The organism is Streptomyces sp. ME19-01-6 (genome assembly GCF_033793745.1).
Lineage (GTDB): Bacteria > Actinomycetota > Actinomycetes > Streptomycetales > Streptomycetaceae > Streptomyces.
Genome location: NZ_JARAXF010000017.1, coordinates 200,022 through 216,619 on the forward strand (window position 1 = coordinate 200,022; position 16,598 = coordinate 216,619).

Sequence of the window (16,598 nt, forward strand, 5' to 3'; positions counted from 1 at the left end):
CATGACCACGACCACGGAACTCTCCGAGACCACCCTCCTGCGGTTCGCCACCGCCGGTTCGGTCGACGACGGCAAGTCCACCCTCGTCGGCCGTCTCCTGCACGACTCCAAGTCGGTCCTCGCCGACCAGCTGGAGGCCGTGGAGCGCGCGTCGGCGAGCCGGGGCCAGGAGGGCCCGGACCTCGCGCTGCTCACCGACGGCCTGCGCGCCGAGCGCGAGCAGGGCATCACCATCGACGTGGCGTACCGCTACTTCGCCACGCCCCGGCGCCGGTTCATCCTCGCCGACACGCCCGGCCATGTGCAGTACACCCGCAACATGGTCACCGGCGCGTCCACCGCCGAGCTCACGGTCATCCTGGTCGACGCCCGCAACGGCGTCGTCGAGCAGACCCGCCGCCACGCCGCGATCGCGGCGCTCCTGCGCGTGCCCCACGTGGTCCTCGCGGTCAACAAGATGGACCTGGTCGACTACCGGGAGGCCGTCTTCGCGGCCATCGCCGAGGAGTTCACGGCGTACGCCACCGAGCTCGGCGTCCCTGATGTCACCGCCATCCCGATCTCTGCGCTGGCCGGCGACAACGTGGTGGAGCCGTCCGCGACCATGGACTGGTACGGCGGCCCGACCGTCCTGGAGCACCTGGAGACCGTCCCGGTCAGCCACGACCTGGCGCACTGCCACGCGCGGCTGCCCGTGCAGTTCGTGATCCGTCCGCAGACCGCCGAGCACCCGGACTACCGGGGGTACGCGGGCCAGATCGCGGCCGGCTCGTTCCGCATCGGCGAGCGGGTCACGGTGCTGCCGTCCGGCCGTACGAGCACGATCTCCGCCATCGACCTGCTGGGCAAGCCGGTCGACGTGGCCTGGACGACGCAGTCGGTGACCGTGCTGCTGGCGGACGACATCGACGTCTCGCGCGGTGACCTGATCGTGCCGAGCAAGGACGCGCCGCAGGCCACGCAGGAGATCGAGGCGACGGTCTGCCACGTCGCGGACCAGCCGCTGACGGTCGGCCACCGCGTGCTGCTCAAGCACGGCACCCGCACCGTGAAGGCCATCGTCAAGGACATCCCGTCCCGGCTGACGCTCGACGACCTGTCCCTGCACCCGCATCCGGAGCAGCTCGTCGCCAACGACATCGGCCGGGTGAAGGTCCGTACCGCCGAGCCGCTGCCGGTGGACTCCTACGCCGACTCGCGCCGCACCGGCTCGTTCATCCTGATCGACCCGGCCGACGGCACCACGCTGACGGCGGGCATGGTGGGCGACTCGTTCGCGACCCCTGTCCCCGCCAAGGACGACCAGACCGATGACGACGGATGGGACTTCTGACCATGTCCGGTGATGTCTTCTCCACCTTCGCGAAGGAGGGCGGCCGCGTCGGCAGCGGCGCCCTCGGCAGTGGCCAGGGAGGGGTCGGCCGATGTGCCAGCTGACCTGTGCGCTTCCCGTCCCCCTGCCCCACCGCAACCGAAGACCAGCCGAACTGCCGGGCGTCCCCTGACGCTGTCCCCGGCCCTCCGAGAGGAACACCTCCCGTGTCCGTCGACCGCACCACGCACCCACGACCGCCCTTCCGCCGACGCACCCGCCTCCTCGCGGCAGCCGCCGCCCTCCCGCTGCTGATCGGCGCGCTGGGCGCCTGCGGCTACGGCTCCAAGAAGGACGACACGGGAACCAAGGCAGTCCCCGCCGCGGGCGGCAAGAAGATCGACGGCCTGGATCAGGTGAAGATCGGCTACTTCGCCAACCTCACGCACGCCACCGCGCTGGTGGGTCTGCGCGACGGCGGGCCGATCCAGAAGGAGCTGGGCGGCACCGAGATCAAGCCGTACGTCTTCAACGCGGGCCCGTCCGAGATCGAGGCGCTCAACGCGAACTCCATCGACATCGGCTGGATCGGCCCCTCGCCGTCCATCAACGGCTATGTGAAGGCCCACGGCAAGAACCTCAAGATCATCTCGGGTTCCGCCTCCGGTGGGGTGAAGCTCGTCGTCAATCCGAAGAAGATCAAGACGCTCGACGACGTCAAGGGCAAGAAGATCGCCACCCCGCAGCTGGGCAACACCCAGGACGTGGCGTTCCTCAACTGGATCGCCGAGAAGGGCTGGAAGGTCGACGCCCAGAGCGGCAAGGGCGATGTCTCCGTGGTCCGCACGGACAACAAGGTGACCCCCGACGCCTACAAGTCCGGCTCGATCGACGGCGCCTGGGTGCCCGAGCCGACCGCCTCCAAGCTGGTCGCCGAGGGCGCCAAGGTGCTGCTGGACGAGTCCACCCTGTGGCCGGACAAGAAGTTCGTCATCACCAACGTGATCGTCCGCCAGGATTTCCTCAAGGAGCACCCGGACGTCGTGGAGGCCGTGCTGCGCGGCTCGGTGAAGACCAACGCGTACATCAAGGCCAACCCCGACAAGGCGAAGGCCGAGGCCAACGCCGCGCTCGAGGCGGAGACCGGCAAGGCGCTCCCGGCCGAGGTGATCGACCCGGCGTGGAAGGGCATCCAGGTCACCGACGACCCGCTGGCCTCGACCCTGAACACCGAGGCGGAGCACGCGGTCAAGGCCGGGCTCCTGGAGAAGCCCGACCTCAAGGGCATCTACGACCTGACGCTGCTCAACAAGGTCCTCAAGGCGGAGGGCAAGCCGACGGTCTCCGCCGCGGGGCTTGGCACGCAGTAGCCGCCGAACGCCCGCGTACGCGCGCATCGCGTGCGCGGGCACCCCGTACGCACGCCCATACGCACGTACGCACCCATCAGGAGGTGACCGGATGTCCCCGGCACTGACCACCGACAAGGCCGACCGGGCGGGCGCGGCCGCGGCAGGCTCGGCAGGCTCGCCGCATCCCTCCGGAGCTGTCCGGATCAACCATGTCCACAAGGCGTTCGGCCGCCCCGGCGCCGCACAGCCCGTGCTCGACGACATCAACCTCGACGTGCGCCCCGGCGAGTTCGTCTGCATCCTGGGCGCCTCGGGCTGCGGCAAGTCGACACTGCTCAACCTGGTCGCGGATCTGGACAAGCCGACCGCCGGGACCATCGAGGTCCCCGGCGGCCGGCCGGCCCTGATGTTCCAGGAACACGCGCTCTTCCCGTGGCTGACCGCGGGCAAGAACATCGAGCTGGCGCTGCGGCTGCGCGGCGTGCCGCGCGCCGAACGCAGGCCCGAGGCGGAGCGGCTGCTGGAGCTGGTGCGGCTGGGCGGCTCGTACGGGAAGCGGGTGCACGAGCTGTCCGGCGGCATGCGGCAGCGCGTCGCGCTCGCCCGCGCGCTGGCGCAGGCCTCCAGCGTGCTGCTGATGGACGAGCCGTTCGCCGCGCTCGACGCCATCACCCGCGATGTGCTGCACGGCGAACTGACCCGCATCTGGAGCGAGACGGGCGTCTCGGTCCTGTTCGTCACGCACAACGTGCGCGAGGCGGTGCGCCTGGCCCAGCGCGTGGTGCTGCTGTCCTCGCGGCCGGGGCGGGTCGTCCGGGAGTGGACGGTCGACATTCCGCAGCCGCGCCGGATCGAGGACGCGGCCGTCGCGGACCTGTCCATTGAGATCACCGAAGAACTGCGTGGGGAGATCCGCCGCCATGGCCGGCACTGAGATCACCGGCGAGACGCCGAAGACGACGGCCCCCGTGGACAAGACGGAGGAACCCGCGAAGGAACAGCGGAAGCAGACCAGCCAGGACCTGGCGGGCCTGGAGGCCGGGCTCGACGCGCTGGACGCGGTGCAGATCCGGCGCACATCGCCGGCCGAGGTGCTGGTCCAGAAGGTGCTGCCGCCCATCGTGGCGGTCGCGCTGATCCTCGCCGTATGGAAGGTGCTGGTCTGGGCGAAGGTCACCGACGACTACAAGCTCCCCGACCCCAAGCTGGTCTGGGACGCGCTGGAACAGCTGTGGCTCCGGGGCGAGCTGTTCGACATCGTCTGGACCAGCGTCTCGCGCGGCCTGTTCGGCTTCCTCATCGCGCTGACGATCGCCACCCCGCTGGGGCTGATCGTCGCCCGGGTGAAGTTGATCCGCGCCGGGATCGGCCCGATCCTCTCCGGGCTGCAGTCGCTGCCCTCGGTCGCCTGGGTGGCGCCCGCGGTGATCTGGCTGGGCCTCAACGACAAGATGATGTACGCCGTCATCCTGCTCGGTGCGGTCCCCTCGATCGCCAACGGCCTGGTCGCCGGCATCGACCAGGTGCCCCCGCTGTTCCTGCGCGCCGGACGCACGCTCGGCGCCCGGGGCCTGGTCAGCGCCCGGCACATCCTGCTGCCCGCCGCGCTGCCCGGCTATGTCGCCGGCCTCAAGCAGGGCTGGGCGTTCTCCTGGCGCTCACTGATGGCCGCGGAGATCATCGCCAAGTCCCCCGACCTGGGCCTCGGGCTCGGCCAGTACCTGGAGAACCAGCGCAACAACTCCGACATGGCGGGGGTGCTGCTCGGCATCATCATGATCCTGTTCGTCGGGATCGCGATCGAGCTGCTGATCTTCGCCCCGATCGAGCGGCGGGTACTGCGCAGCCGCGGCCTGTTGGCAAGCACCCACTGACGCCCCTGCCCCCCAGGAAATCCGGTAACGCATCCCGTGACGTCCCCCGCTCCCACCCTGCTGGTCATCGCCCACGGCAGCCGCGACCCACGCCACGCGGCGACCGTCGCCGCGCTGTGCGCGCGGGCGCGGTCGCTGCGGGCGGGGCTGCGGGTGGAGGCGGCGTTCCTGGACTTCAACGCGCCGAGGGTGGGCCAGGTCCTGGACCGCCTGGCGGCCGAGGGCACCCGGACGGCCCACGACATCGTCGCCCTCCCGCTCCTCCTCACCCGCGCCTTCCACGCGAAGGCCGACATCCCGGCGGTGCTGCGCGAGGCGACGGCCCGCCACCCGGGCCTGCGCGTCCGGCAGGGCCGGGTCCTGGGCCCCTCGCCGCTGCTGACCCAGGCCCTGGAGCGGCGCCTGTACGAGGCCGGGCTGCGGCCCGGGGACCGACGCTCGACCGGGGTCGTCCTGGCCTCGGCGGGCTCCACCGACCCGGAGGCGATCGCGGTGATCGCAGAAATCGCGCGGGAGTGGCGGCACACCGGTTGGTGCGCCGTGCGGCCCGCGTTCGCCTCCGCTTCCCTCCCCCGTACCCAGGACGCGGTGCGCGCGCTGCGCGCCGAGGGCGCCCGCCGCGTGGCCGTCGCCCCGTACGTCATCGCCCCCGGCCGCCTCCCGGACCGCATCGCGCACGGGGCGCGCGAGGCGGGCGCGGATGTCCTGGCGGGCGTCCTGGGCCCGGCCCCGGAGCTGGCCCGGCTGCTGCTGCAACGCTACGACGAGGCTGCCGAGGCGCGGGCCCGGGACCTCACGGCGCTCACCGCCTGACCGCACCCGGCCGCCCCGCACGAGGCGCGAGATGACCCCCGCCGGGGGATAATCCTGCTACTCATCCGCTCGGCCGGACCACGCCCCTCATCCGAACTCCTCCGAACGTCCGCCACCCCGCCCCACCGTTCACCACCCCTTCCACGCCCCGTCCCGCGCCCTTCCCCCTCCCTTGTCAGCCCGGCCCCCGGGCGCCGCTGGACTTGCCTCCACACATCAGGACGTCGCAGAACGCCGAGGCCCCCAGGGGATGCCATGCGCAACGAACACGACACTCGTACACTCGGAGCCGACAGAACCCGTCGTGGCGCCCGCAGGCGCGTCGCGGTCGCCGTGGCATCCGCCGTCGCGCTGACGTTCATCAACCCCTGGCTCGTCCCCGGAACGGCGCAGGCGGCCACCCCCGCCCAGGTCCACTGGACGACACGGACGGTGGCCCCGGGCGTCGAACTGCGCACCGGCGTCATCCAGCAGCCGGACGCCAAGCCGACCTGGACCGTCACCGTCCAGGCCCCCGCCGTCAACCGCCTCACCGGCGCCCCGGCCTTCGCCCCGCTGTCCACCCGCTCCTGGGCCGACGAGACCGCGCGGCGGCTGCGCGACGCGGGCCTCGAGCCACGCGTGGAGGAGATCCGCTGGCCCGAGTACGCGGACACACCGCAGGACACCATGGGTTGGCGGGTGCGCGTGGGCTCGTACGCCACGTCGGCCGAGGCGCAGCGCACCAGCCCGAAGGTGACCGCGACCGGCCTCCAGCCGGCCGTGGAGTGGACCGGCTACGACAGCCAGCAGCCGGCCGGCCGGGAAAGCGTGCACGTCGCGGTCATCGACCCGGCCGCCTTCACCGGCACCGTCGAGTCCACGCACAACGGCAATGTCGCGGACCGCGAGACGACCTCCTCGGTCGCCGCGAAGACCGGCTCGCTGGTCGGTGTCAACGGCGGCTTCTTCATCACCTCCGACGCCGACGGCGTCCAGGGCACGATGGCCGGAATCGGCGCCTACGACGGCGAGCTGCAGTCGATGGCCGCCGGCTCACGGGCCGCGCTGATCCTCGGCGACGGCGGCCGGCGCGCCCGTATCGCCGACCTGACCACCACGGTCACCGCGCGGGCCGGGTCCGCCACCTACGCGGTGGAGGGCATCAACCGGGTGCCCGGCAAGGTACGCAACTGCGGCCGCCCCGGCGCCACCCCCACCGACCTGCCCCGCCAGGACCTCACCTGCTCCAAGACCGACGACCTGGTCAGGTTCACCCCGTCGTTCCACACCGACCTGCCCACCGGTCCGGGCGCCCAGGTGGTGCTCGACGCCGACCACCGTGTGGTCTCCGCCGGCCCGCGCGGCGGAGAGGTCCCGCCCGGCGGCTCGGTGCTCCAGGGCATCGGCAACGCCGCCGACTGGCTGACGGCCCACGGCCGCCCGGGCGCAGAGATCGCCGTACAGGACGTCGTCCGCGACACCGCCGGCCAACGGGTCGAGCTCGGCCCCGACGACAGCATCGTCAGCGCGGCGCCCACCCTGGTGGAGGACGGCCGGACCGCCATCGACGCCGCCACCGAGGGCATGCTCGACCCCCGCGACCTGTCCTTCGGCTACGCCTGGTCCAACGGACGGCAGCCCCGCACCATGGCCGGCATCGACAAGCGCGGCCGCCTGCTCCTGGTCACCGTGGACGGCCGGCAGCCCGGCGTCAGCGAGGGCTTCACCCTCGCGGAAGGCGCGGAATTCATGCGCTCCCTGGGCGCGGAGCAGGCGCTGAACCTGGACGGCGGTGGCTCCAGCACCATGGCCGTCGACGGCAGGCTCGTCAACACCCCCTCGGACGCGGCGGGCGAGCGCCCGGTGGGCGACACGGTCCAGGTGCGCAGATGACTTTGTGGTGAGTATGGGACAGCGACACGCCGTCGCGTCGGCGTGTCGCTGTCCCATACTCACCACGAACCGCATGCCCCTACACGAGCAGGTCCAGCCCCTTGTGCCCGATCCCCGGCGCGTTGAGGGCCAGCCAGCCGTGCCCGCGCATGTCCGTACCGGGACCGATCTCCGTGGGATCGACGGACAGCCGCCCACACGCGTAGGCCGCCCTCGCCGTGCCCTCGTTCGGCTCGGCCTCGTCGTACTCCGGGTCGAAATCCTCGTCATCGATCCGCAGGTCCTCCCACGGCAGCGGCTCGCCGACCCACTCGGGGTCGCTCTCCGCCGCGTAACTCCGCCGGATCCGCCCCTTCTCCGCCACTACCCAGACGTCCGACCCGGCCGCATCGTCCTGGAAGAACATCTGCGCCTCGCCGCAGTGCTCACTCAGCCGCTCGACCGCGCCCATCCACTCGTCCCAGTCCCAGCCGATCACATCGACGAGGTTGCCGAAGATCAGCCGCCAGCCGTCCAGCTCAGGGGTGATGAACACCGGCAACGCGCCCCGGCGCCACGGCTTGTCCTCAACATCGGCGCCCTCCTCCAGCGTGACCGGAAACCGGTCGTGCAACCCCAGCGCCTCGAACACCCCCTCGTACGCCGGACCGGGTACCGCGTACCACCATCCGCGCGGTTCCAGCGGGAACGGCTCCTCCCCACTGGCCTTGATCCGCGCGCGACGCTCCAACAGCGTCTTGTCGCGGGCGTCGAGGGGGTCGATCAATCCGGTGGCGAGGAGTTGGCGGAGCCTGTCGTATGCCATGAGCAAGGACCTTAGTCCGAGGGTGCGACAGCACGACTTTCGGCCACCTCCAGTATGGTGACCCCGTGAAGAGTCTGCTGCGCCGATGGTGGACGACGGCTGCCGCCGTGGCCGTTGCGCTGATCGGCGCGCTGCTGCTGGCAGGCCAGATCAAGCACGTGTGGGACGGCCACGCCGAGTTGGCCGCGCTGCGCGCCCACGGGCTGCACGCACGGGCCGAGGCGTCCCTGTCCACGACCTGCTCCCAGGGCCGGGGCATCAGCTGCGAGACGTCATCGGTGTGGCTCGATTTCACCGATGCCGACGGCGATTCCATCTCCGCGCCGGAAACGGCGATCGACGGCTCGCTCTACGTCCCGCACGGCGACCGCGACGCCGAGGACCGCGTGGCGACGACCGTCGTCTACGACCGGGTAAACCCCTACGAGGCGCAGCCCGCCGGGGCCCTCGACCAAGGCGTCCTCGACCTGGCGGTCCACCACTGGATCGCCTGGACCCTCGCGCTCGCCCTGCTCGGCGGGGGCATCACCGGCGCCATCGTCGCGTGGCCGCCACCCCACCGACCGGCACCCCGACGCCGCGCCTGACCACAATTCGCGTGCCTCCCGCCACGCCCCCGTGATTCGCTATCCCGCATGGCAAGACTGCGACTCGACCGCGTCCTCGTCGTGGACGTCGAAGCGACCTGCTGGAACGGCCCGACCCCCGAGGGCATGGAATCCGAGATCATCGAGATCGGCCTGTGCGAACTGGACGTCACCACCGGCGAACGCTCCGCCCGCCGCTCCCTCATGGTCCGCCCCGAGCGCTCCACCGTCAGTCTCTTCTGCACCGAGCTGACCACCATCACCCCCGAACAGGCGGCGGGCGGCATCGGCTTCGCGGAGGCGTGCGAGATCCTGCGCGAACAGCACGGCGCCGGACAGCGCGTATGGGCGAGCTGGGGCGAGTACGACCGCGCCCAGTTCAGCCGCCAGTGTGTCGCTACGGACACCCGCTATCCGTTCGGCACCCGCCACCTCAACGTCAAGAATCTGTACTCGCTGATGCACTCCCTCGACCGCGAACTGGGCATGGCCGACGCCCTCCGCCACGCCGGGCTTCCCCTCGAGGGCACGCACCACCGGGGCGTGGACGACGCGTGGAACATCGCGGGGCTGCTGGCGGGGTTGCTGGGCCGCGGGAACCGTTAAGGCCGCGGTCCGCCCCCGGTAGGCTTCTGGCGATCACCGGCGTGGACCTCGGGGGATGAACGTTGACGGACGCGGAGCTTCGCCACATCGACCCGTTCGAAGCCATGGAGCACCTGTTCGCGCGGTGGCTGCCGCGATGGCGCCTGGCGGTCGTCGGCGGCGAAGCTCCACCGGACTACGAGGAGGAGTGGACCGACGCGCCCTCCCTGGCCGAGGTATCGGACTACGGGGCGTTCCCGTCGACCTTCGCCGGCTCCGACGGGCGGCGCCATCCGGTGGCCGTCGAGCGGTTCGACATCGAAGACCCGGACGAGACCTCGGACAGCCCCCTGCACGCCTCGTGGGGCCTGCCGGACGACGGTGCGGAGCGCGCGTTCGAGCTGCTCACCGAAGCAATGGAGTCGGGACCCGACGGCCTGGACCGACGCGGCCGGGCGCTCGCCGGATACCTGGCCGGTTACCTGTCGGCAGACGGTACGGACCTGCTCCGGATCACAGTGGCCGCCGAGCCGGGCGGCCCCGCGCTGGACGATGAACTGCAGCTGCTGGTGCGCTCCGGCACCAGGACAACGCGTCTGGCACTGGCCCCCGCTTCCGTCGCCCCCGAGGCCGACGACGCGCCCCAGTACCGGATCGCCTGCGTCACGACACTGCTCGGCGAATTCCTCCGGATCAACAACACCGACGCGGTCACCTTCGAGGTGACCTTCGGAACTCATGACATCGACCTGAACGTCGCCGACCCCGACGCCGCCTTCCGCGCGGGCTGGGCCGGAGACGAACACTGGCTGATCGCGGAGGAGGACGACGACGACGAAACCGACGACGTCCTCTGGGCACTGGACACCACCTCTCTGAAAGCCGCGCTGACCGAGTCCGAGCTGAACATGGTCGCGGCGGCCCGGGCCCAGACCCTGGTTTGGGAGTTCGACTCCACGACCCCCGAGATCCCCGGCGACGAGCTGGTCTCCTGGCTCGCCCGGGACCTCCTCGAAACGATCGTCACCGAGACCACCGGGGCATCCGGAACCCCGCCCGTCCTCGCCTACGCCAAGAACTTCCCCCTCGAATCGGTCCTGTCCGGCGAGGAGGACTCCTGCCTCCTCCTGGTCGGGGCACAACGCACGGCCCTCATCTGCATCAGCGGCTGACGGCCGAGAGCCGGTCGCGATCTGGCCACGTCGAACCGCAGCCCTCGCAGGTGACCGGTTCACTCGGCGGAGTGATATGAGCACTTTTCCGACGCGCGTCGGCGGCTGGGCTGGAAGTCTCGGCGAGTGTCCGAACTGCGTGCCATGCTGGAGTCCAGGAACACGAGGAGGCGGTGATGGCAGTCATGAGCGTCGCCAAAGCGCGAGTCGACGATCACGAAGGCCCTTGGACGGTCGAGGACGTCCTTGCACTCCCGGAGCACCCGGCACGCGCCCGATATGAGCTCGTGGACGGTGTCCTCATGATGTCCCCCGCACCCTCCTGGGACCACCAAATTGTGTCCTCGGAATTGCACGGCCAGATCAAGGCCGCCCTGTCACGGTCCGGCGCGCCGTTCATCTCGGCCGAAGCGGTCAATGTGACCGGCGAATCCAGACTGTTCATCCCCGACATCGCCATCGTCGACCGCGCAGCCGTCCAGCGCGGGACGCTGGCCGTGCCGCTCGAAGCGGTGCTGCTGCTCGTGGAAATCGTGTCGCCGTTCAACCAGTCCACCGACCGTATCCTCAAGCCCGCGCTCTACGCCCAGGCGAAGGTGCCCGCCTACTGGCGGGTTGAGCTGGAGCCGGATGTGCGGGTGGTCGTACACGAGCTGGCTGTCGACACCTACCGCGAGGTGGCCACGGTCACGGGGCGGGAGTCCGTCCAGGTCGCCGGAGAATTCAGTGTCGACCTGGACGTCGCCGGGCTGCTCGGTGATCTGACGGGCTGAGCAACTGCCTTATCGCAGCAAGGCGGCCAGGTCCCAGCCCCGTATCGTCCCGTCCCGACCCGCGCTGAGGACGACCTGTCGGCCCCGGAGCGTGGCGGTGAGCACAGCTTCGACACCGCCTCGGTGGCCGATCAGCGGCGCGCCGACAGCCGCTCCCTCGGCCAGGTCCCAGAGCCTCACCGTCTCGTCCTTGGCCCCGGTCACCGCGAGAGTCCGGCCGCCGACCTCCACGGTGTCCATGGCGCAGACACGGTCCTCGTGGCCGGCGATCGGCTCGTGGATCGGCTCGCCATCGTCTCCCCCTGACAGCTCCCATACGTACACCTCCCCGGAATGGGAGGCCGCCGCCACAATCGGGCGCACATCGAGCCGTGACAGGGCGACAGCCCGGACCCCCACGTCGTACGGGTAGAGCTCCGTCAACCGCTCCGCCCGGGCCAGATCCCACACATCTATCTGCGATCCGCCCACCGCGACCAGCGAGCGGCCTCCGATCCATGCGGTCGCGAGACTTGTGACGTAATCTTCCTCGCTGGGCAGCTCGACCGGGGCCACATCGGCGGACACACCACGCACCATGACTTCGCCAGCATATTGCGAGCCCGTCACGAACCGCGGTGGCCCCTCACCCCGTACGGTGGCGACGGCACCGAGGTAGGGCGCGTCATAGGTCGCCCCACGGAGCAGCTCGCCGCTCTCCAAGTCCCATATCGCCGGGGCCTGTTCATCGCCGCCACCGGCCAGCACGACGCGTCCGTCGGAGACGGCCACGGCCACCGCGTCGATCTCGTTCTCGGCGTCGGGATACTGCGCGGCAAGCGGATCCTCAGTGAAGGCATACGTGAGCGGCCGCTTGCGCCACACGTCCCGCAACGGATTCCACGTCCACACGGCCCCGTAGAAGTCGGCGCAGACCACCAGCGGACCGTCCCCCGCCTCGACCATGACGAGGTCTGTGATCGGGCACGAGGAAGGTATGTCGCTGCTGAGCAGCAGCGGTAGGTCAGACATGCGACAGAGACTAACTTTGGGCTCCGACACCACCACTCGGCCCGGTGGTCTCGGCGATCCTCCACGACCGGCAGTTCGGCTCGTGCCGCGCCTGTTTGGGGATGAACACGGGCTTGGCCGTGAGCGGTGCGTACAGGCTGTGCAGGGCCTCGAGGGCGGCATCGTTTCTGAGCACCAGGGAGGCCGAGGGCCGGTCGACGATCCGTCGCAACCGTCAGGCAGTGGCACTCCCCACTGGCGAGAGCGGGCCGGAAGTGGTCCGCCGGTTCGTCCGCCGTGGGGTCGACGAGCAGGGAATTCCCCGCAGCTCGAACGCCTGCGCCGTCGACGACCGCCTTACGCGCCTCACCCGTCGCCCAGTCGCCGGGCTCCCTGAGCAGTGTATGGGTGACAGCCGGCCATGCAGCGCCAACGACACTGCCTGCAGCACCGTCGTCTTACCCGAGCCGTTGTGTGCCTCCTGCCGACGGGCCGGCGATGCTTCGCACACTATCGATCCGGGAAGCGGGGCGGCGTGCCCCGCTCCCCGGTGCGCTCTCAGGCGGCCTCGGCGCGTTCGAAGTCGGCGACCTCGCACGGGCCGAGCCAGACCAGCCTGGCCGACACCTCGTCCTCTCCGCCCCTCCGGGTGAACCATCGGAGGGCGCGCTCGGGCGAATTGAGGACGAACTGGCGAGTGCCGTCGATGGTGGTCACGCGCACGGGCCCGTCGTCGAAGGCCATGCCCCAGGCCGCGACGCATCCGTCCTTCACGCCCGCGTCCACCTCGTATTCCTGGACGACAGCGAAGAAGCGGGGCGCGACGCTGACGACTAGATCGCACACCTCTTTGTCGAAGGCTTCCGGGGACGTGTCCGCCCACGGGAACGGGAGCGGGGGGTGGTTCGGGCTCGGTGGGTTGTTGGGGTTCGGTGTCTCCATGTGTGCCTCCGAGAGGTGTCCGTGCCCCCGCTTCGGGCATGCCGGTGCCGGGGCGGCAGGCATGTGGGGGCAGCACGCTTCCGGCTCACGCCGGTCATCAGTGTGTGATGAGCGCGTCACTCACGGTACGCCACAACTTTGTGCACCACAAGTTTGTGGCGTTGCCTCAGTCGTCTGATTGGATGGCGGAACGAGCGCTTGTCAGGCTTTCGTTCGGATTGGAGGGAAGGGGCGCATGGCACTGAGAAGTCAGCCCACCGCGTTCCAGGCGCGACTGGGCGCCGAACTGCGCAAGATGCGTGAGGCGGCGGGCATGACCGCCCGGGAGGCGGCTGAGCGGGTCGGCACCACCTCGGCCCAGATGAGCCACGTGGAGTCGGGGCGTGCGGGCATCAGCGCGGAACGGGTTCGGCAGATGGCGACTCAGTACGCGTGCCTCGACGGTGAGCTGATCGCCGAGTTGGCCGCCATGGCCACGGACCGCGACAAGGGATGGTGGGAGGAGTTCCGCGGAGTCCTGGCCCACCGAGCACTCGACTTGGCCGAGTTGGAGCACAGGGCCAGTTCACTGAGCACATTCGAAGGGGTCTACATCCCCGGGCTCTTGCAGATCGAGGATTACACGCGCGATCTGATGAGTTACGGCATCCCTCAGCCGTCATCACGCTACCTGGAGACGCTGGTCGCCTTCCGCCTGCGGCGACGCGCGGTGCTGACACAGTGCTCGCCGCCCGAATTCCACGCGGTCATTCATGAGGCCGCGCTGCGCACACGCGTCTCCACCCGGGATACCGCGCGCAAGCAGCTCGACTACCTTCTGGCGCAGTCCGAGCAGCCGAACATCACCATCCGGGTGGTCCCCTTCGATATCGACAGGTTCGGGGGCGCGGGAAACTCCCTGCTCTACGCGGCGGGACCGGTACCGAGACTCGATACCGTGTACATCGACGCGCTACACGGCCCTGGCATGCTGGACGCGGAGTCACAGCTCGTGCGCTATCGAGCACTTCTCGACAAGGCCGCGACGTTCTCACTCTCCACCGCGAAGTCGCGCGATTTCATCCACAGCATCGCTCAAGAGCTTTGAAGGGGCAGCACCATGACGAAGTCCGTCGCTTGGCGAAAGTCGTCGTTCTCCGGGCACGGCGAGGCAGACAACTGCGTCGAGCTGGCCGTCGTGGACGGCAAGGTCTGGCTGCGGGAGAGCGACACTCCCACCGCAGCCATCCGCACGACCCCAGCTCACCTCGGCACCTTCATACGCACCGTGAAAGCAGGCGCGCTCGAACACCTCAGCTGAAGTCCAAGCCCCCCGTGCGCGTCCGCTTGAGCTCGAAGAAGTCCGGGTAGCTCGCGAGCAGGCGGGCGCCGTCGAAGATGCGCAGGGCGTCCTCGCCGCGCGGGATGGAGGAGAGCACCGGGCCGAAGAAGGCGACGCCGTCGACGTGAAGAGTTGGCGTGCCGACGTCTTCGCCGACGGGGTCCATGCCCTCGTGGTGGCTCTTGCGGAGGGCCTCGTCATAGTCGGTGCCGGTCGCGGCCGAGGCGAGGTCGGCGGGGAGGCCGACTTCGGCGAGGGCTTCGCGGATGACGGCCTCGGCGTCCTCGTTGCCCTGGTTGTGGATGCGGGTGCCGAGCGCGGTGTAGAGGTCGCGCAGGACTTCCTCGCCGTGGTGCTGCGCGGCGGCGACGCAGACGCGGACGGGGCCCCAGCCCGCCTCCAGCAGGTCGCGGTAGCGCTCGGGGAGGTCTTCGCGGCCTTCGTTCAGGACGGACAGACTCATGACCCGGAAGCGCAGATCGAGGTCGCGCCGGCGCTCGACCTCGAGGATCCAGCGTGAAGTGATCCAGGCGAAGGGGCAGATCGGATCGAAGTAGAGGTCGACCTTGGTGGGGGTGGCGGCGGCGTTCGAAGGTGTGTTCATGCGTGGGACTTTAGCCGTAGGGCGGCCCAGCGCCCTGGGCCATTCCCGGCCTCACCCGGTGGGCCATTTCCGACCGGAGAACGAGGCCGCCGCGCTCCATGGGGGACGAGCGCGGCGGCCACGGGGTCATGCGTGTGCTACTCGACTATCTTCAGGAGCTTGTTCGGCGTGCCCGCGCTCGGGTTGGAGATCTTGTCCGGGGTCGCGCCCTCCGTCAGCGCCTTCGCCACGTCCGCCGGGGTGGCGTCCGGGTGTCCGGCGAGGTAGACCGCCGCGGCGCCCACGACGTGCGGGGTGGCCATCGACGTGCCGGAGATGGTGTTGGTGGCGTCGTCGCCGGTGTTCCAGTCGGAGGTGATGTCCGAGCCGGGGGCGTAGATGTCGACGATGTCGCCGAAGTTGGAGAAGTCGGACTGCTCGTCGGCGTCCGTGCTGGAGGCGACGGTGATCGCGTCCTTGACGCGTGCGGGCGAGCCCTGGCCGGCGTCGGTGGATTCGTTGCCGGCCGCGACGCCGAAGGTGACGCCGGAGTCGATGGCCTTCTGGACAGCCGCGTCGAGGGCCTCGTCGACGGTGCCGCCGAGGCTCATGTTGGCGACGGACGGGCCCTGGTGGTTCTCGGTGACCCAGTCGATGCCGGCGACGACCTGCTCCGTGGTGCCGGAGCCCTGGTCGTCCAGGACGCGGACGGCGACGATCTTGGCCTTCTTGGCGACGCCGTGGTCGGTGCCGGCGATGGTGCCCGCGACGTGGGTGCCGTGGCCGTGGCCGTCGTCGGCGTCGTCGTCGTTGTCGATGGCGTCGAAGCCGGAGGTGGCGCGGCCCCCGAAGTCCTTGTGGCTGATGCGTACGCCGGTGTCGATGACGTACGCGGTGACGCCCTCGCCCGCGCTGTCGGGGTAGGTGTACTTCTTGTCGCCCTCGGTGTCGGCCTGGTCGATGCGGTCCAGGCCCCAGGACGGCGGGTCGTCCTGGGTGGCGTCGATCGAGAAGCGGTGGTTCTGGACGACCTTGGCGACGGCCGGGTCGGCGGCGAGCCGCTTGGCCTCGGTCCGGGTCAGGCCGCTCGCGGAGAAGCCGTTGACCGCGGAGTCGTAGCTGCGGCGCAGGGTGCCGCCGTAGCGCTGGGCGAGGTCCTTGCCTGTGCTCTGCGCCTTGATGCTCTTGCCGCCCTTGAGCAGGACGACGTAGCTGCCCTTGACGGCGTCCGCGGACTGGGTGCCGTAGACCTTGCCCTCGGCCGGGGAGGCGGTGGACGCACCGGCCGGGACGGCTGCGAAGGCACCGGCCGCGACGGCGGCCGCGACGGCGGTGGCCAAGGTGAGTCGACGCGCGTTGAATTGCTTGTGAACTGCCATGACGAGGGATCCTCCTCGTGTGGATGTGGGGGGAAAGTTCGCATTGCAACGGCGCCGGAGCATCGGTGGGGACCCGCTCCGGCCTGACTGGAAACCCTGGCTGATTGACGCGGTCAATTCAAGATCCTCGACCACGTGTGACGTAGGCAACTTCTCTGGCTGCAGAAGGCGTTGGCGACTCAGGGCGGGGGCGGTGACGGGCTTTTTACGTGTAAGGGGTCTCATTCCCCGGGGT

General features: G+C 70.2%; 17 protein-coding genes. 12 read left to right on the forward strand and 5 right to left on the reverse strand.

The features are described from left to right. Window position 1 precedes the first annotated feature (1 nt). The 6 genes from PV419_RS31780 to PV419_RS31805 all read left to right on the forward strand — a co-directional run bounded on the left by PV419_RS31780 (window position 2) and on the right by PV419_RS31805 (window position 7,226). Complete coding sequence (locus tag PV419_RS31780; RefSeq protein ID WP_319694822.1) at window positions 2–1,333, forward strand: sulfate adenylyltransferase subunit 1; 1,332 nt, start codon at window positions 2–4, stop codon at window positions 1,331–1,333. A 206-nt stretch (window positions 1,334–1,539) separates the two neighbouring features. Further along, on the forward strand, window positions 1,540–2,682 hold the full coding sequence (locus tag PV419_RS31785; protein WP_319694823.1) for an aliphatic sulfonate ABC transporter substrate-binding protein: 1,143 nt from the start codon (window positions 1,540–1,542) through the stop codon (window positions 2,680–2,682). A gap of 91 nt (window positions 2,683–2,773) precedes the next feature. Then, window positions 2,774–3,598: an ABC transporter ATP-binding protein gene (locus tag PV419_RS31790; protein WP_319694824.1), complete on the forward strand. Its 825-nt coding sequence runs from the start codon at window positions 2,774–2,776 to the stop codon at window positions 3,596–3,598. Next, complete coding sequence (locus PV419_RS31795) at window positions 3,585–4,538, forward strand: ABC transporter permease (RefSeq protein WP_319694825.1); 954 nt, start codon at window positions 3,585–3,587, stop codon at window positions 4,536–4,538. The genes PV419_RS31790 and PV419_RS31795 overlap by 14 nt, the downstream gene beginning before the upstream one ends. Before the next feature lie 36 nt (window positions 4,539–4,574). Beyond that, the gene (locus tag PV419_RS31800; RefSeq protein ID WP_319694826.1) at window positions 4,575–5,351 is read left to right on the forward strand and encodes a sirohydrochlorin chelatase; all 777 of its coding nucleotides are present in this window, start codon (window positions 4,575–4,577) and stop codon (window positions 5,349–5,351) included. 333 nt (window positions 5,352–5,684) lie between these two features. Continuing rightward, the gene (locus PV419_RS31805) at window positions 5,685–7,226 is read left to right on the forward strand and encodes a phosphodiester glycosidase family protein (RefSeq protein ID WP_319694828.1); all 1,542 of its coding nucleotides are present in this window, start codon (window positions 5,685–5,687) and stop codon (window positions 7,224–7,226) included. Window positions 7,227–7,305: 79 nt separating this feature from the next. On the opposite strand, the gene PV419_RS31810 is transcribed toward PV419_RS31805, so the two are convergent. Next, on the reverse strand, window positions 7,306–8,031 hold the full coding sequence (locus tag PV419_RS31810; protein ID WP_319694830.1) for a hypothetical protein: 726 nt from the start codon (window positions 8,029–8,031) through the stop codon (window positions 7,306–7,308). 65 nt (window positions 8,032–8,096) lie between these two features. On the opposite strand from PV419_RS31810, the gene PV419_RS31815 reads away from it, so the two are divergent. The 4 genes from PV419_RS31815 (at window position 8,097) to PV419_RS31830 (ending at window position 11,148) form a co-directional block, all read left to right on the forward strand. Beyond that, window positions 8,097–8,618, forward strand: coding sequence for a hypothetical protein (locus PV419_RS31815; RefSeq protein ID WP_319694831.1), 522 nt, complete (start codon window positions 8,097–8,099; stop codon window positions 8,616–8,618). A gap of 48 nt (window positions 8,619–8,666) precedes the next feature. Continuing rightward, a complete protein-coding gene (locus PV419_RS31820; RefSeq protein WP_319694832.1) occupies window positions 8,667–9,224 on the forward strand; it encodes a 3'-5' exonuclease in 558 nt (185 codons plus the stop codon). Window positions 9,225–9,286: 62 nt separating this feature from the next. Beyond that, complete coding sequence (locus tag PV419_RS31825; RefSeq protein ID WP_319694833.1) at window positions 9,287–10,375, forward strand: hypothetical protein; 1,089 nt, start codon at window positions 9,287–9,289, stop codon at window positions 10,373–10,375. Between the two features lie 176 nt (window positions 10,376–10,551). Further along, window positions 10,552–11,148 carry a Uma2 family endonuclease gene (locus tag PV419_RS31830; protein WP_319694835.1) on the forward strand — a complete coding sequence of 199 codons (597 nt, stop codon included), beginning with the start codon at window positions 10,552–10,554 and terminating at the stop codon, window positions 11,146–11,148. Window positions 11,149–11,157: 9 nt separating this feature from the next. Here the strand turns inward: PV419_RS31830 and PV419_RS31835 are convergent, their stop codons facing one another. Continuing rightward, complete coding sequence (locus PV419_RS31835; protein WP_319694837.1) at window positions 11,158–12,159, reverse strand: hypothetical protein; 1,002 nt, start codon at window positions 12,157–12,159, stop codon at window positions 11,158–11,160. Between the two features lie 537 nt (window positions 12,160–12,696). After that, window positions 12,697–13,080, reverse strand: a complete 384-nt coding sequence (locus PV419_RS31840) for a hypothetical protein (protein WP_319694839.1) — start codon at window positions 13,078–13,080, stop codon at window positions 12,697–12,699. Between the two features lie 235 nt (window positions 13,081–13,315). Here PV419_RS31840 and PV419_RS31845 point away from each other — a divergent pair, with 235 nt between their 5' ends. Beyond that, the gene (locus tag PV419_RS31845) at window positions 13,316–14,167 is read left to right on the forward strand and encodes a helix-turn-helix transcriptional regulator (RefSeq protein ID WP_319694841.1); all 852 of its coding nucleotides are present in this window, start codon (window positions 13,316–13,318) and stop codon (window positions 14,165–14,167) included. Between the two features lie 12 nt (window positions 14,168–14,179). Continuing rightward, window positions 14,180–14,380 (forward strand): DUF397 domain-containing protein, encoded by a 201-nt coding sequence (locus PV419_RS31850; protein ID WP_319694843.1) that lies wholly within the window; start codon window positions 14,180–14,182, stop codon window positions 14,378–14,380. On the opposite strand, the gene PV419_RS31855 is transcribed toward PV419_RS31850, so the two are convergent. Continuing rightward, window positions 14,373–15,005, reverse strand: a complete 633-nt coding sequence (locus tag PV419_RS31855) for a disulfide bond formation protein DsbA (protein WP_319694845.1) — start codon at window positions 15,003–15,005, stop codon at window positions 14,373–14,375. The two genes, PV419_RS31850 and PV419_RS31855, sit on opposite strands and share 8 nt — an antisense overlap. Window positions 15,006–15,142: 137 nt before the next feature. Further along, window positions 15,143–16,363, reverse strand: coding sequence for a S8 family peptidase (locus PV419_RS31860; protein ID WP_319694846.1), 1,221 nt, complete (start codon window positions 16,361–16,363; stop codon window positions 15,143–15,145). Between the last annotated feature and the right edge of the window lie 235 nt (window positions 16,364–16,598).

Bases quoted from the DNA above. Each gene is read 5' to 3' on its own strand.
- PV419_RS31780 (WP_319694822.1), top strand. From the start codon at position 2: ATGACCACGACCACGGAACTCTCCGAGACCACCCTCCTGCGGTTCGCC.
- PV419_RS31795 (WP_319694825.1), top strand. From the start codon at position 3,585: ATGGCCGGCACTGAGATCACCGGCGAGACGCCGAAGACGACGGCCCCC.
- PV419_RS31810 (WP_319694830.1), bottom strand. From the start codon at position 8,031: ATGGCATACGACAGGCTCCGCCAACTCCTCGCCACCGGATTGATCGAC.
- PV419_RS31845 (WP_319694841.1), top strand. From the start codon at position 13,316: ATGGCACTGAGAAGTCAGCCCACCGCGTTCCAGGCGCGACTGGGCGCC.
- PV419_RS31820 (WP_319694832.1), top strand. From the start codon at position 8,667: ATGGCAAGACTGCGACTCGACCGCGTCCTCGTCGTGGACGTCGAAGCG.
- PV419_RS31840 (WP_319694839.1), bottom strand. From the start codon at position 13,080: ATGGAGACACCGAACCCCAACAACCCACCGAGCCCGAACCACCCCCCG.
- PV419_RS31835 (WP_319694837.1), bottom strand. From the start codon at position 12,159: ATGTCTGACCTACCGCTGCTGCTCAGCAGCGACATACCTTCCTCGTGC.
- PV419_RS31790 (WP_319694824.1), top strand. From the start codon at position 2,774: ATGTCCCCGGCACTGACCACCGACAAGGCCGACCGGGCGGGCGCGGCC.
- PV419_RS31830 (WP_319694835.1), top strand. From the start codon at position 10,552: ATGGCAGTCATGAGCGTCGCCAAAGCGCGAGTCGACGATCACGAAGGC.
- PV419_RS31855 (WP_319694845.1), bottom strand. From the start codon at position 15,005: ATGAACACACCTTCGAACGCCGCCGCCACCCCCACCAAGGTCGACCTC.
- PV419_RS31850 (WP_319694843.1), top strand. From the start codon at position 14,180: ATGACGAAGTCCGTCGCTTGGCGAAAGTCGTCGTTCTCCGGGCACGGC.
- PV419_RS31860 (WP_319694846.1), bottom strand. From the start codon at position 16,363: ATGGCAGTTCACAAGCAATTCAACGCGCGTCGACTCACCTTGGCCACC.